This window comes from Bradyrhizobium sp. SSBR45G (assembly GCF_030159255.1).
Classification (GTDB): Bacteria; Pseudomonadota; Alphaproteobacteria; order Rhizobiales; family Xanthobacteraceae; genus Bradyrhizobium.
The window spans coordinates 22,922-36,592 of record NZ_BSCT01000056.1; the positions used below are offsets into that span (position 1 = coordinate 22,922).

A 13,671-nucleotide genomic window follows, 5' to 3' on the forward strand; every position below is an offset into this window, starting at 1 on the left:
TCACCATGAGGGGCAAAAGCCGGGGCACTGCCCACCGGACCACGAACACGCCAAGAGGCGTGTTCATGGAGAGGGGCCAGCTCTGAAACCGGGGCTGCACCTGGACCATGGACCGCGTGCTCATCGACAGGACCTAGCGCACTCATTTCGGGCGCACTCAATTCGATTGACGACGCCTCAATTGCCGACATTGCCGTCCCAGCCAACGGCCTTTGACCCTCACCCTGAGGAGCCCGCCAAAGGCGGGCGTCTCGAAGGGCGAGGCCCCTGGCCTTTCGGCTCTCAAGCCGATGCGAGACCACCGCCTGAACGCATCTGCGGCGCTTCCCACCAGGAGAGGAAAGATCTCGAACAGCCGTATCGAACCACCTCACTCCGCCGCGCGCGGCGTCTGTTCAAGGATCAGCGTATGGATGCCGCAGGTGCCGCTGTAGAGGCTCATCACCCTTGTGCCCGGCTTGCGGCCGGCGCGCGGCTCGGAGACCTGCAGGCCGGCGGCGAGCAGGCGGGCGCGCGTGGCCTCGATGTCGGCGACGCGCCAGGTCAGGCCCCACAGCTTGTCGTTGGCCTTGTCATTGCCTGCGACGGGACGTTTCACCACCTCGACGATCAGATCGCCGCAGCGGAAGAACATCAGCTGGCCCCATTCCTGATGGCTGCGGTCGAGCGCCATGTCGAGGCCGAGCCGGGCGCCGTAGAGCGCCGCGGCCCGCTCGGGGTCCTCGGTCGAGACCACGACGTGATCGAGGCCGAGCACGGCCGAGTCGGCGGTCTTGGCGGAGGCCGGACGCGGCTGGCGCAGCTCGAGGAAGAACATGCGCACGCCGCGCGTGAGGTCGGTCATCGCCCGCGTGCGCTTCCAGTGCAGCGTCGCCCCCGAGACGCGATCGATATTCTCGACCTCGGTCACCGGGTCCGGCTTCAGCGCCACGCGCTCCAGCCGGCGATGCATCTTGCCGATATCATGGGTGGCAAAGCACAGGCTGGCGAGGCCCTCGCCCCAGATCTTGATGACGTTGCGGATGCGGTCGGCGGCGGGGCCTTGTCCCGCCGGCGCCATCAGCTCCAGCGTCATGTTGTCGAGCGTGAACAGCACGCGATCGGCGCCCTCGCCCGAATTCTGCCAGGACGGCTTGCGCGCCAGCAGCGTCTCGAACGCGGCGCTGCCGGCCTGGATGTCCTCGAGCAGGACGACGATATGGTCGAGGCCGGTGATCACGGAAACAGCCCTCGCGTGTTCTTGGCGTTGCGCACCTTCTCGACCCCGATCGCCATCGCCGCGGTCCGGTGCGAGATGCCGTCGGCCTTGGCGCGCGTCACCATCCGCTCGAAGGCGCGGTCGAGGATCTGGTACTCGCGCCGCATCACCTCTTCTTCTTCCCAGAACAGCTGCTGCAGGTCCTGCACCCATTCGAAATAGCTGACGACGACGCCACCGGAGTTGCAGAGAATGTCGGGTATGAGAAAGATCTCGTCGCGGCGCTGGTCGAGCACCAGATCGGCGTCCGGCGTCGTCGGGCCGTTGGCCGCTTCCGCGATGATCCGGCATTTCAGGTTCGCGGCCACCTTGGCGTCGATCACACGCTCGACCGCCGCGGGCACCAGGATGTCGCAGGCGAGCGTCAGGATCTCCTTCGGATCGAAGGCGAGCTCGGTGGAGAAGCCGGCAATGCTGCCGCGCGCGCTCGCGTACTCCATCAGGGCCGGGATGTTGAGGCCGCGCGGATCGTGGAGCGCGCCGGTATGATCGCTGACCGCAATCACCTTCATGCCCATCTGGTGGAAGCCGAGCGCGGCGTAGGAGCCGACATTGCCGAAGCCCTGCACGACGGCCGTGGATTTGGCCGGATCGATGCCGAGCACATCCATCACCCGGCGCGAGGTGTGGGCAACGCCGCGGCCAGTGGCTTCGCGGCGGCCGAGCGTGCCGCCGGAAAACACCGGCTTGCCGGTGACGATCTCGGTCACGGTCTGGCCCTGATACATGGAATAGGTGTCCATGAACCAGGCCATCACCTGCTCGTTGGTGCCCATGTCGGGCGCCATGACATCGGTATGCGGGCCGACGAACGGGATCATCTCCTGCATGTAGCGGCGGGACAGCGATTCGAGCTCGCGCCGAGACAGCGTCGACAGATCGACGGTCACGCCGCCCTTGGCGCCGCCATAGGGCAGGCCCACGAGCGCGCACTTCCAGCTCATCCAGATCGCCAGCGCGGCGACCTCGCCGATGTCGACGGTCGGGGCGAATCGGGTGCCGCCCTTGGTCGGACCCATCGTCAGCAGATGCTGGACCCGGTAGCCCTCGTAGACCGCGATCGTGCCGTCATCCCGGTGGATCGGACACGAGACGGTGATCGCCCGCTTGGGCAGCAGCAGCCGGTCCCGTTCATCGGCTGGGATGCCAAGGTGGTCGGCGATCACGTTGAACTGGTTCGCGGCCATCTCGAAGACCGGTCCCGCATAGACACTCATATCCCGCTCCCGAATCTGTGCTCCCGCCGGCCGGCAACCATAGCGCGACCCAAGCGGCGGCGGCAGGGGCACCCGGCCGATCTCGACCACCATGGTGACGATTTGACGAAGAATTTCAGCGTTGATCCGCCTTAACCGCTTGCTAAGCTGAGGCGCCGGGGCCGCGATCACCCCTTAGTGAGATAGAAATACCCATGCAGGCCCTTTTCATCGGACAGACCTACATCGACGTCACCTTCATCACCGACCACATGCCGACGGGGGACGAGAAGCACGTCGCATCCGACTATGCCGTCTCGTTCGGCGGCAATGCGGTCACTGCGGCATTTTGTTGCGCCAAGCTCGGTGTCGTGCCGGACCTGATCGCCACCATCGCGAATGACTGGCTCGGGCGGATGTTCCAGGACATGACCGCGAAATACGGCATCTCCGTACATCCCCGGAAGGTCAACGCCTCCTCGCTGTCCTTCATCATGCCCAAGGACGGCAAGCGCGCCATCGTGCGCTGCCGCGACGACGCGCACATCCATCCGTTCCCGCTGCTCAACCTCGGCAATTGCCGGGCGCTGCACGTCGACGGCCACCAGCCCGATGCCGCACTCCATTACGCCAAGCTGTGCCGCGAGGCCGGCATCCTGACCTCGCTGGACGGCGGCGGCCTGCGCACCAATACGCATGAGCTGCTCGAATATATCGACGTCGCGATCGTGGCCGAGCGTCTCTGCGAGCAGATGGACCTCACGCCGGAGAAGATGCTCGACTACCTCAAGAGCCGCGGCTGCCGCATCGGCGGCGTCACCCAGGGCGAGAAGGGCCTGCTGTGGTATGATGAGGTCGGTGCCGTGCATACGCTGCCCGCCTACCCGATCCCGCGCGAGCGCGTCATCGACACCAACGGCGCTGGCGACGTCTTCCACGGCGCCTACGTCTATTCCTATCTGGCCAATCCGGCGAAGGGCTGGAAGGAGCATTTCGAGTTCGCGCGCGCGGCCTCGACCTTCAAGATCCAGAAGCTCGGCAACGAGGCCGGCCTGCCGACGCTCGCCGACATCGAGCTGGTGAAGCAGGAATTCGAGGCCCGCGTCTAGCGGCGTACAAGGGAGACAGCGGATGGGACGCGTCGTCGTCGCCGGCAGCATCAACATGGATGTGGTGGCGACGGCCGAGCGCCATCCGCGCATCGGCGAAACCGTCGCCGGCCAGTCGGTGATGTATTTTCCAGGCGGCAAGGGCGCCAACCAGGCGGTGTCGGCCGCCAAGCTCGGCGCACCGACCTCGATGATCGGCCGGCTCGGCCGTGATGCGTTCGGCGAGCAGTTGCGCGCGTTCCTCGGGGCTCAGGGCATCGATCTCGCTGCGGTGAAGGACTCTGCGAGCGTGTCGACCGGCACGGCGATCATCACACTCGCCAAGGCCGACAACACCATCGTGGTGATTCCGGGGGCCAACGCCGAGGTCAGCGCCGACGATGTGGCGCAGGCTGCCCTGGCGGCGGGTGACGTGGCCGTCAGCCAGTTCGAGATCCCGCAGGCCACGATCGCCGCGTTCTTTCGACGCGCGAAAGCGGCCGGCGCCACCACCATCCTCAATCCGGCCCCGGCGAGCGCGTTCGAGAGCGCATTGTTCGCGCTGGTCGATATCCTCGTGCTCAACGAGACCGAACTCGGGTTTCTGGCCGGCATCGAGCTTGGCGACGCGCCGACGCCGCCCCAAGTGAAAGACGCGGTTCGGGCCCTCAATCCCCGCCCCGATCAGACCATCTGCGTCACGCTCGGCGCGCGCGGTGCGGTCGCAGTTGCAGGTGACGATGCGAAGCTGGTCGAAGGCCGCGCCGTGAAGGCTGTCGACACCACCGGCGCCGGCGACTGCTTCGTCGGCGCGCTCGCCGCGCGGCTGTCCCAGGGCGCTGCGATGGCGGATGCGATCGGCTATGCCAACGTCGCCGCCTCGATCTCGGTGCAGCGGATGGGCGCCGGGCCGTCGATGCCGACAGCCGAGGAGGTGCGCGCGCTGCTCTAGGCGAGAGCGCTCTTCAGGTCGAAGCTCGGATCAGCAGCCTTGGCCGCATCCACAGTGCCGCCCGCCGCCAGGAGCTTGCGGCCGAACATGTGGTCGCCGGCCCTGTTGACGGACTCGATGCCGACCAGCCGGCCCTCCTTGTAACAGAATGCGGAGAATGCCTTTTGCGCAGGGTCCCCGCGCAGCACGACCTGGTCATAGCCCGTGGTGAGCCCCGCGATCTGCAGCTTGTCATTGGCCTGGTCGCTCCAGAACCAGGGCTGTCCATCATACGGCTTGACGTCGCCCGTCAGCCGCGCGGCGACGCAGCGGGCGTGATCGGTGGCGTTCTGCACCGACTCCAGCCTGAGCGTGCCGCCGAAGCGCGGGCTGGCGAACAGCGCGCAATCGCCGATCGCCGAGATGTGCGGGTCGCTGGTCAGGAGATATTCGTCGACCACGATGCCCGAGGCGACCTGCAAGCCGGCCTCGGCTGCAAGCTCGACATTCGGCAGCACGCCGACACCGACCACGATCAGGTCAGCCGGAATGTGCCGCCCGTCGCTCAGGCTGACGCCGGTCACCTTGTTGCCGTCGGCCTCGATGCTGGTGGCCTGCACGCCAAGATGGATGCGCACGCCGGCATCGGCATGCTGCTTCTGGAAATAGTCGGAGATCTCCGCAGTGACGGCCCGCGCCATCACCCGCGCGCCGAGCTCGAGCACATCCACCTCGAGCCCCTTGAAGCGTGCGGTGGCCGCGAATTCGAGCCCGATGAAGCCGGCGCCGATCACCACGACACGCTTGGCATCGCCCAGCAACGTTCTGAGCGCTTCACTGTCGTCGAGGATGCGCAGGTAGCGGACCGCCGGAAGACTGGCGTTGGGAATGTCGAGCAGCCGGTTGCGCGCCCCGGTCGCGAACACGAGGTGTCCGTAGTCGAGCGTCTTGCCCGAGGCGAGCAGCACCTCGCGCTGCTCGCGCTGGACGGCGACGACGCGGTCGTAAACGAGGTCGATGGTCTGGTCGGCGTAGAACTTCTGCGGCCGGAACATCAGGGTCTCGGGGCCGCCAGTGCCCTTGAGATACGCTTTCGACAGCGGCGGGCGCTGGTACGGCAGATGTGGCTCGTCGTTGATCAAATGGATCGGATCGGCAAAGCCTGCCTGACGCAGCGAGGTCGCGAGCTGAAAGCCCGCATGCCCCGCCCCAACGATCACAACCGGTCCCTTCGCCACTGTTCCCTGCCCCATTCTGTCATTGTCCAAGCCGACGGAACCGGGTTGTCGCAGATGTTCCCGGCATTGTCACCGGTCCCGCCGTACGGTTTAAATGCGGCAACAAGGACACCAGGGAGGAACGAATGTCGGACGCCGTAGCGGAACCTGCCCGCCTCAGCATCGAGGGTCCGATCGCGACCATCACGCTCGACCGCCCGGCAGCGTTCAATGCCATCAACCTCGCGATTGCCAAGCGCCTGGAGCAGCTTGCCTCGCAGGTCGAAGCCGACCCGGCCATCCGGGTCCTGATCATCAAGGGCGAAGGCCGCGCCTTTTCTGCCGGGGGCGACCTGCAGACCATCGGGGCTGCCGCCGAGGCCGACACCATCACCCCCGTGGTGAGCGAGCTCCTGCATCACTACCACGCCTTCATCGCGAGCCTGCGACGCATGCCGAAGATCGTGCTGGCCAGCGTGCACGGCTCCGCGGCCGGTGCCGGCCTGTCGCTCGCCTTCGCCGCCGATCTCTGCATCGCCGCCGAGGAAGCCCGCTTCACGCCGGCCTATGCCAAGCTCGGCGTCTCGCCCGACGGCGGCGGCACGCTCGGTGTCGTTGCCGCCGTCGGCGTCAGGCGCGCGCTGCAGATTTTCCTGGCCGAGGACAGCTTCACAGCGACGCAGGCGTATGAATGGGGCCTGGTCGCCAAGGTCGTTCCCATCTCCGAACTCGCCGCCGCGACACAGGCGCTGGCAGAGCGCCTGGCGAAAAATATGCCGGCGGGGATCGCAGCGACCAAGGCGCTGATCCATCGCGCGCCCATCAGCTCGGTCGAAGACCAGCTCGCCGCCGAACGCGACGCGATCATCAACTGCATGCATAGCGACTCCTTCCGGACCGCAGTCCGGAAGTTCACAAGCAAGGAGAAATAGCAAAGCTTTTCATGACTCAGTTCGGGCAGATATAGCCGGTTCCAGCCGGCGATTTGAAGCACCCGACAGACTCCGGAATGACCTGCTTCGGCAGCCAGAGCACCACACTCGGGAAGAAGATGGTGAAGGTGATGGTGAACAGGAACACGACATAGATCGGCAGCGCCGCGCGCAAGGCCTTGCCGAAGCTGACGCCGACGAATTTCGACGCCATCAGCAGCACGAGCCCGTAAGGCGGCGTGATCAGGCCGAACGCCAGCGTCGCGATCAGGACGACCCCCATATGGACGCTGTTGATGTCCCCGGCCTGGGTCAGCGCGTTGACCAGGGGCATGAAGATGATGATCGTCGGCACCGGTTCGATGAAATCGCCGATCACGGTGAAGAGCAACACCATCAGCAGCATGATGTAGCGCGGATCATTGCCGGCCATCGAGGTGATCCATTCAGCGATGAAGCTGGCGCCCCGCAGATAGGCCAGCATCCAGCCGAACGCATTCGCGGCGCCGATCGTGATCAATGGCAGCGAGAAGATGAGACCGGCCAGGCAGAAATCGTAAGGTATGTTCTTCAGATGGCCGCGGTTGAGCGCGGGGATGACGACCAAAATGATCCAGACGACGGCGACGACGCCGGCCTCCGTCGGTGTAAACCAGCCGGTCAGGATCCCGCCGAGCAGAATCACCGGGATCATGAGTGGCAGCGCCGCATCCGCGGTCGCAAAGGCGATCTGCCGCAGCGGCGCGCGCGGCTTGCGCAATCCCGAGGGACCGAAGAAGTAGCAATAGAGCATCAGCCCAAAGCCGATCATGAATCCGGGCACGACGCCGGCCATGAACAGGCCGGCGATCGAGACGTTGCCCACTGCGCCATAGACGACAGCCGTGATGCTCGGCGGAACCAGGGCCGCGATGGTCGAGGCGGCCGCGATGATCGCGGCGATGAACGCCGGCTCGTAGCCCTCGCGCCGCATCGGCCCGCCAAGCGCGCGGCTCATCACGGCGACGTCGGCGGTCGTCGACCCCGACATTTCCGAGAAGAACATGCTGAACACGACCACCACCTGCGACAGCCCGCCCCTGATATGTCCGACCAGCGACACCGACAGATTGGCGATCCGGATCACGACATTGGCCGAACTCATGAGTTCGCCGACCAGCAGGAAGAATGGAATTGCAAGCAGCGCCTCGGAATCGACGCCGTCGAAGATCTTCTGCACGACCGCCGCCAGCGAGACGTCGGCCAGGAAGGCGCCGACGAACACGCCGGCCAGCAGCGAGAACGGCACGGGCACGCCGAGATAGCCGAACGACAGAAAGCAGACGGACATCAGGCCGAGGATGACGGGAGCGCTCACGTCGGATTGCTCCGGTCGGAGCCGGCGTGGATCGGCGGGATCACGGCCTCCTGGTCCACCGGTTCCGGATGGTCGAAGCCATTGACAATGCCGTTGACCAGCTGCTCGACCGCGAACAGCGCAATCAGCAGGCCGGACAGCGGGATGACGACATAGAGCGAGGCGATCGGCGTGCCCGAGGGCAACCGGAAACTGCCGAAGCCGCGGAGAAAGTTGAGGTAGCCGAACCAGACCAGGCACAGCGCGACGCCGAGCACCACAAGCCGCAACACGACCTCGACCGCAAGGCGCGGCGTGCCGTGCATCGATTCGGCGATCGCCGTGAGATAGAGATGATCGTTGCGGCGGGTCGCGACCGCAGCGCCAACGAAGATCGCATAGACGAACAGGCTGGACGTGACCTCCTGCAGCCAGAGCCAGGGATGGCCGATCGTGCGCGTGACGATGTCGGCGCTGACCGACACCGAGAAGCCGAAGCACAGCGCGCCGCAAAGCATCATCAGAGCCAGCTCGAGCGGATCGAGTATGCGCCACTTCAGGTGACGCTGACGCTGCAGAACGAGCTTGTCGGCAATGGGCATCGACGTTCCCCGTCGTTCCTGGCTGTCGTCGCGGACCAGACTGTCCTGTGTCCCGCGGAACGCCGCCCAGGACATCGGCAACGATTGTTGAGCGCGTTGCCGATCAGGTGATTGCCGCGCGCTATCGGTCACGGCTTTCACAAGCACGACGGCTGGCTGCCGGATCAGCTCATTCTAATTGATCGCGCGGATCAGATTCTTGATCTTTTCCGCGTGCGGGCCGAGCTCTTTCGCGAGCTTGTCGAGATAGGGATCGGCGATCGCCGTGAAGCTCTTCTTGTCGACATCCTCGACGATCTTGACGCCAAACGATTTCAGTTTGGCGGCCGCCGTCCTTTCCAGTTCAAAGGCTTTTGCCGGTTCTTTCGCGCTGACCTCGGCTGCCGACGCCAGCACCCATTGCCGCTGTTCGGCCGACAGGCTCTGCCAGAGCTTGTCGCTGATGAAGACCAGCGCGTTGTTCGCCTCATGCTCGGTGAGCGACAGCACCGGCGCGACCTCGTAGTGCTTGTTGACGAGGTAGACGTTGATGCTGTTTTCCGCGGCCTCGACCACCCCGGTCTGCAGCGAGGTGTAGACGCTGCCGAACGGCATATGCACGGTCTGCGCTCCATAGGCGGGGAACATCGTATCTTCGGTCGCAGTGGCCTGGACGCGGATCTTCATCGCCTTGACGTCATCGACCTTGTGCACTTCCTTCCTGCTGTAGATGTGCCGCACGCCCTGCGAGCCAGTGCCGATCACGTGCAGGCCCTGCGTGGTCTCGTCGATCATGGTCTTGAGCGCTTCGAACACCTGCGGATCGGCCAGCCCCTTGATCACATGAGCTTCGTTGCGAAACAGGAAGTGCAGCGACATAACGCCGGCCTGCGGAGAAATCGTCGCCGTGTTGGCCGAAGAGACGATGGCGAAATCGATATCGCCCGCCTTGACCAGTTGCAGGATCTGCGGCTCCTGCCCGAGCTGAGCACCGGGATACTGGTCGATGATCATGGTGCCTTTGCTCAATTCCTTGAGCTTGTCGGCAAACAGGTCTCCGGCGACGGAGTAGCCTGTGTTGCGCGGCTGATCATAGGCGAAGCGGTAGTGCTTGACGTCTTGCGCGTTGACGCTGGCGGCCAGTAGCAGAGCCGCCGCGGCGAAGAGGCCGCTGACGATCCTGGATCGACTGTTCATCGTCCCCTCCCCGGTTCTATTTTTGGGGATCATCCCATCGGGTCTGGAGCATTGTCAATCGAACATGGAAAGCGGTGGGCGATACAGATCCCGCTACTTCTTCCCCATGCGGCGCATGAAGTCGAAATCGCAGCCATCGTCGGCCTGCAGGATGGTCTCGTGAAACAGATGCGCGTAGCCACGACCGGCCCACTCCGGCGCCGCTGCCGGCCGCAGTGCAGCGTAGCGTCTGGCGAGTTCGACCTCGTCGACCAGCAGGTCGATGCTGCGCTTTGCGACATCGAGCCGGATCATGTCGCCGGTCTGCACCAGCGCCAGCGGCCCGCCGACCGCGGACTCAGGCGTGATGTGCAGTACGATGGTGCCGAACGCGGTGCCGCTCATGCGCGCATCGGAGATGCGCACCATGTCCTTGGTGCCGCCCCGCGCGAGCTTCTTCGGGATCGGCAGATAGCCGGCCTCGGGCATGCCCGGCGCGCCCTTCGGGCCGGCATTGCGCAGCACCAGGACGTCGTCAGCCGAGACGTCGAGGTCGGGATCATCGACCCGCAAGGTCATGTCCTCGATCGACTCGAACACGACAGCGCGCCCGGTGTGCTGCAGCAGCTTGGGGCTTGCGGCCGAATGCTTGATGACGGCGCCGCGCGGCGCGAGATTGCCTCTGAGCACCGCGAGTCCGCCCTCCGGCTTGATCGCGTCGTCGCGCGAGCGGATCACGTCCTGCCCAGGCACGTCCTCGGCAGCGGCCACGATGTCGCGTAACGCCTGGCCGGTGATCGAGCGGCAATCGAGATCGATGAGGTCGCCGAGTTGCTTCATCAGCTTCGGCACGCCACCGGCGTGGTGGAAATGCTCCATGTAGTGATCGCCGGACGGCTTGAGATCCACGAGCACCGGCACCTCGCGGCCGATCCGGTCGAACGCATCGAGATCGATCGTGTGCGGCGTCCTGCCGGCGATCGCGGTGAGATGCACAAGGCCGTTGGTCGAGCCGCCGATCGCCTGCAGCACCACCTGCGCATTCTTGAAGGCGGCCGGCGTCAGCAGTTCGCTCGGCTTCGGCCCCTTCGCCTTGGCCATCTCGGCCGCAACCCGCCCGCTGGCCTCCGCCGATCGGAAACGCTCGGCATGCGGCGCCGGAATCGTCGCACTCATCGGCAGCGACAATCCGAGCGCCTCGGTGATGCAGGCCATGGTCGAGGCCGTTCCCATCACCATACAGGTGCCGACCGACGGCGCCAGCCGGCCGTTGACGGCCTCGATCTCGCTGTCGTCCATCTCGCCGGCGCGATATTTGGCCCACAGCCGACGGCAGTCGGTGCAGGCGCCGAGCACCTCGCCCTTGTGATGCCCGACCACCATCGGTCCCACGGGAATGACCACCGTCGGCAGATCGGCCGACACCGCGGCCATGATCTGCGCGGGCAGCGTCTTATCACAGCCGCCAATGACGATCACGGCATCCATCGGCTGCGCGCGGATCATCTCCTCGGTTTCCATCGCCATCAGATTGCGCAGATACATCGACGTCGGATGCGCAAAGCTCTCGGCGATCGAGATGGTCGGAAACACGAATGGCATCGCGCCCGACAGCATGACGCCGCGCTTCACGGCCTCCAGGATCTGCGGCACGTTGCCATGACAGGGATTGTAGTCGCTGTACGTATTGGTGATGCCAACGATCGGGCGATCGAGCGCGTCGTCCGAATAGCCCGCCGCCTTGATGAAGGCCTTGCGCAGGAACAGCGAGAATCCGGCATCGCCGTAAGCGGTCAGTCCCTTGCGCAGGCCATCAGTCATGTCGGTCTCTTGTTGTTTTCTGCTTCTTGTTCGTTGTCGCAATGTCCATTCCGGGGCGCGGCTGCGCCCCGGAATGACGACCTTGCCTCAACCCCAGTCGATGATCCGGCTGGTGTCGCCATCGAACTCGGTGGTGCAGAACGCGCCGCCCTGGAAATAATCGCCGATCGGATCGGCAGGCAGCTTGGCCTGCTCGGCGAGAGCATGCTCGCGGAAATCCTCGGACCGGCCGGTTGGGCGGTAGCCGAGATCATAGGCGCGCTGGTTGTCCCACCAGGCGCGCTCGTTCAAGGACACGCCGTACAGCACCTCGAAATGGATGTCCGGATGCTCGAGCCCGATGCGGCAGAGCTGGACCAGATCCTCCGGCTTCAGCCAGATCGAGAGCCGGCGCTTGTCGAGCGGCTTGTCGCCGAAATTGCCGATGCGCAGGCAGGTCACCTGCAGCCCATGCTTGTCGGCATAGAGCGAGCCGAGCGCCTCGCCGAACACCTTGCTGACGCCGTAGCGTCCGTCCGGGCGCGGCTGCACGTCGTTGTCGATCTTGCGGTGGCGCGGATAGAAGCCGACCGCATGGTTCGAGGATGCGAACACCACGCGCTTGACACCCTTGCGGCGGGCCGCCTCGAACAGGTTGTAGCCGCCGATGATGTTGGCCTGCAGGATGTCGTTCCACGGCCCCTCGACCGAGTAGCCGCCGAAATGGATGATGCCGTCGACCCCCTCGCACAGCGCCTCGACCTGGGAAAGGTCGGCAAGATCGGCCGCCTTGAAGGTCTCCTGGCTGGAGAGATCGGCCGGCGGCCGGAGGTCGCTGAGCAAAAGGTCCGGATAGATCGGCGGCAGCAGCTTCCGCAAGGAAGAGCCGATTCCACCGCTCGCTCCAGTCATCAAGATACGTGGCATTTCATCCCTCGTGTTGGGTCCGCAGATTTGCGGTCGTTACTGGCCAATGATAGCAGAGATAGCAACCGCGCAATAACAGGACGGGCCAAATGTCCGACGGAAACGCTCACGTGCAGGGCTTTCGCCCTGCCACCTTCTATCCCGATCCGGCGATCCAGGCGCTGGACCCGCGCTTCGAGAAATACTGGCTCAAGCTGTCGGCCGTGGAGCGCCTGGCGACGGGCCTGCGTTGGGCCGAGGGACCGGTATGGTTCGGCGACGGGCGCTATCTCCTGTGCAGCGACATCCCCAACCAGCGCATCCTCAAATGGGAGGAGGAGACTGGCGCGGTGTCGGTGTTCCGCAAGCCGTCCAATTTCGCCAATGGCAACACCAGGGATCGCCAGGGCCGGCTGGTCACCTGTGAGCATGGCGGCCGCCGCGTCACCCGCACCGAATATGACGGGTCGATCACCGTGCTGATCGACTCGTTCGACGGCAAGCGGCTGAACTCGCCGAACGACATCGTGGTCAAATCCGACGGCGCGATCTGGTTCACCGATCCGACCTTCGGCCTGCTCGGCAACTACGAGGGCTACAAGGCCGAGCCCGAGATCGACGCCAACGTATACCGGATCGACGGCGCCACCGGCCGGGCGACCATCGTTGCCGAGGGCGTGCTGGGGCCGAACGGGCTGTGCTTCTCGCCCGATGAATCCATCCTCTACGTCGTCGAATCCCGCGGCGTGCCGAACCGCAAGATTCTCGCCTATGACGTCTCGGCCGATGGCACGACTCTGTCCAACAAGCGCGTCCACATCGATGCCGGGCCGGGCACGCCGGACGGCATGCGCTGCGACGTCGACGGAAATCTCTGGTGCGGCTGGGGCATGGGCACGCCCGAACTCGACGGCGTCATGGTGTTCGCGCCGGACGGTGCGCCGATTGGCCGCATCGCCCTGCCCGAGCGCTGCGCCAACCTCTGCTTCGGCGGCCTCAAGCGCAACCGCCTGTTCATGGCCGCCAGCCAGTCGATCTACGCGCTCTACGTCAATACGCAGGGCGCGCTGGGGGGATGAGCACGCGTCGTCCCGGACAAGTGAGCGAAGCGAACGCGATCCGGGATCCATACCGCGTGATGCCTCTTTGAGACCGCGTGGCCGACGCTCTGCATCAAAGCGTCGGCCGGTGGTTGTGGGTCCCGGCGTTCGCCCATAGGCGCTAAGATAGTTTTAGCATCATTTGATAGC

12 protein-coding genes are annotated in these 13,671 nt (G+C 65.1%); 4 read left to right on the forward strand and 8 right to left on the reverse strand.

Annotation, left to right across the window (positions count from 1 at the left end; translation table 11 throughout):
* Positions 1-370: 370 nt before the first annotated feature.
* Together QQL87_RS35380 and QQL87_RS35385 are read right to left on the reverse strand one after the other, a co-directional pair.
* A complete protein-coding gene (locus QQL87_RS35380) occupies positions 371-1,219 on the reverse strand; it encodes a VOC family protein (RefSeq protein WP_284423719.1) in 849 nt (282 codons plus the stop codon).
* Positions 1,216-2,475 (reverse strand): Glu/Leu/Phe/Val family dehydrogenase, encoded by a 1,260-nt coding sequence (locus QQL87_RS35385; protein ID WP_284423720.1) that lies wholly within the window; start codon positions 2,473-2,475, stop codon positions 1,216-1,218. Before QQL87_RS35385 ends, QQL87_RS35380 begins: the two co-directional genes overlap by 4 nt.
* Before the next feature lie 194 nt (positions 2,476-2,669).
* Here QQL87_RS35385 and QQL87_RS35390 point away from each other — a divergent pair, with 194 nt between their 5' ends.
* Positions 2,670-3,563 carry a sugar kinase gene (locus QQL87_RS35390; protein ID WP_284423721.1) on the forward strand — a complete coding sequence of 298 codons (894 nt, stop codon included), beginning with the start codon at positions 2,670-2,672 and terminating at the stop codon, positions 3,561-3,563.
* A 22-nt stretch (positions 3,564-3,585) separates the two neighbouring features.
* On the forward strand, positions 3,586-4,494 hold the full coding sequence (gene rbsK / locus QQL87_RS35395) for a ribokinase (RefSeq protein ID WP_284423722.1): 909 nt from the start codon (positions 3,586-3,588) through the stop codon (positions 4,492-4,494).
* On the opposite strand, the gene QQL87_RS35400 is transcribed toward rbsK, so the two are convergent.
* The gene (locus QQL87_RS35400) at positions 4,491-5,726 is read right to left on the reverse strand and encodes an NAD(P)/FAD-dependent oxidoreductase (protein WP_284423723.1); all 1,236 of its coding nucleotides are present in this window, start codon (positions 5,724-5,726) and stop codon (positions 4,491-4,493) included. The genes rbsK and QQL87_RS35400 overlap by 4 nt on opposite strands.
* A gap of 110 nt (positions 5,727-5,836) precedes the next feature.
* On the opposite strand from QQL87_RS35400, the gene QQL87_RS35405 reads away from it, so the two are divergent.
* Positions 5,837-6,622 (forward strand): enoyl-CoA hydratase/isomerase family protein, encoded by a 786-nt coding sequence (locus QQL87_RS35405; RefSeq protein WP_284423724.1) that lies wholly within the window; start codon positions 5,837-5,839, stop codon positions 6,620-6,622.
* 16 nt (positions 6,623-6,638) lie between these two features.
* Here QQL87_RS35405 and QQL87_RS35410 read toward each other — a convergent pair whose 3' ends face one another.
* From QQL87_RS35410 to QQL87_RS35430, 5 genes are all read right to left on the reverse strand, one after another.
* Positions 6,639-7,979, reverse strand: a complete 1,341-nt coding sequence (locus QQL87_RS35410) for a TRAP transporter large permease (RefSeq protein ID WP_284423725.1) — start codon at positions 7,977-7,979, stop codon at positions 6,639-6,641.
* A complete protein-coding gene (locus QQL87_RS35415) occupies positions 7,976-8,560 on the reverse strand; it encodes a TRAP transporter small permease (RefSeq protein ID WP_284423726.1) in 585 nt (194 codons plus the stop codon). Before QQL87_RS35415 ends, QQL87_RS35410 begins: the two co-directional genes overlap by 4 nt.
* Positions 8,561-8,734: 174 nt before the next feature.
* A complete protein-coding gene (locus QQL87_RS35420; RefSeq protein ID WP_284423727.1) occupies positions 8,735-9,736 on the reverse strand; it encodes a TRAP transporter substrate-binding protein in 1,002 nt (333 codons plus the stop codon).
* 93 nt (positions 9,737-9,829) lie between these two features.
* The gene (locus QQL87_RS35425) at positions 9,830-11,536 is read right to left on the reverse strand and encodes an IlvD/Edd family dehydratase (RefSeq protein WP_284423728.1); all 1,707 of its coding nucleotides are present in this window, start codon (positions 11,534-11,536) and stop codon (positions 9,830-9,832) included.
* An 87-nt stretch (positions 11,537-11,623) separates the two neighbouring features.
* A complete protein-coding gene (locus tag QQL87_RS35430) occupies positions 11,624-12,442 on the reverse strand; it encodes an NAD-dependent epimerase/dehydratase family protein (RefSeq protein ID WP_284423729.1) in 819 nt (272 codons plus the stop codon).
* 89 nt (positions 12,443-12,531) lie between these two features.
* On the opposite strand from QQL87_RS35430, the gene QQL87_RS35435 reads away from it, so the two are divergent.
* The gene (locus QQL87_RS35435) at positions 12,532-13,500 is read left to right on the forward strand and encodes an SMP-30/gluconolactonase/LRE family protein (RefSeq protein WP_284423730.1); all 969 of its coding nucleotides are present in this window, start codon (positions 12,532-12,534) and stop codon (positions 13,498-13,500) included.
* Positions 13,501-13,671 lie beyond the last annotated feature (171 nt).

What these genes read in the sequence shown, in the direction of transcription:
- QQL87_RS35385 (WP_284423720.1), bottom strand. Translation starts at nt 2,475, where the DNA reads ATGAGTGTCTATGCGGGACCGGTCTTCGAGATGGCCGCGAACCAGTTC.
- QQL87_RS35390 (WP_284423721.1), top strand. Translation starts at nt 2,670, where the DNA reads ATGCAGGCCCTTTTCATCGGACAGACCTACATCGACGTCACCTTCATC.
- rbsK (WP_284423722.1), top strand. Translation starts at nt 3,586, where the DNA reads ATGGGACGCGTCGTCGTCGCCGGCAGCATCAACATGGATGTGGTGGCG.
- QQL87_RS35400 (WP_284423723.1), bottom strand. Translation starts at nt 5,726, where the DNA reads ATGGGGCAGGGAACAGTGGCGAAGGGACCGGTTGTGATCGTTGGGGCG.
- QQL87_RS35405 (WP_284423724.1), top strand. Translation starts at nt 5,837, where the DNA reads ATGTCGGACGCCGTAGCGGAACCTGCCCGCCTCAGCATCGAGGGTCCG.
- QQL87_RS35415 (WP_284423726.1), bottom strand. Translation starts at nt 8,560, where the DNA reads ATGCCCATTGCCGACAAGCTCGTTCTGCAGCGTCAGCGTCACCTGAAG.
- QQL87_RS35420 (WP_284423727.1), bottom strand. Translation starts at nt 9,736, where the DNA reads ATGAACAGTCGATCCAGGATCGTCAGCGGCCTCTTCGCCGCGGCGGCT.
- QQL87_RS35425 (WP_284423728.1), bottom strand. Translation starts at nt 11,536, where the DNA reads ATGACTGATGGCCTGCGCAAGGGACTGACCGCTTACGGCGATGCCGGA.
- QQL87_RS35430 (WP_284423729.1), bottom strand. Translation starts at nt 12,442, where the DNA reads ATGCCACGTATCTTGATGACTGGAGCGAGCGGTGGAATCGGCTCTTCC.
- QQL87_RS35435 (WP_284423730.1), top strand. Translation starts at nt 12,532, where the DNA reads ATGTCCGACGGAAACGCTCACGTGCAGGGCTTTCGCCCTGCCACCTTC.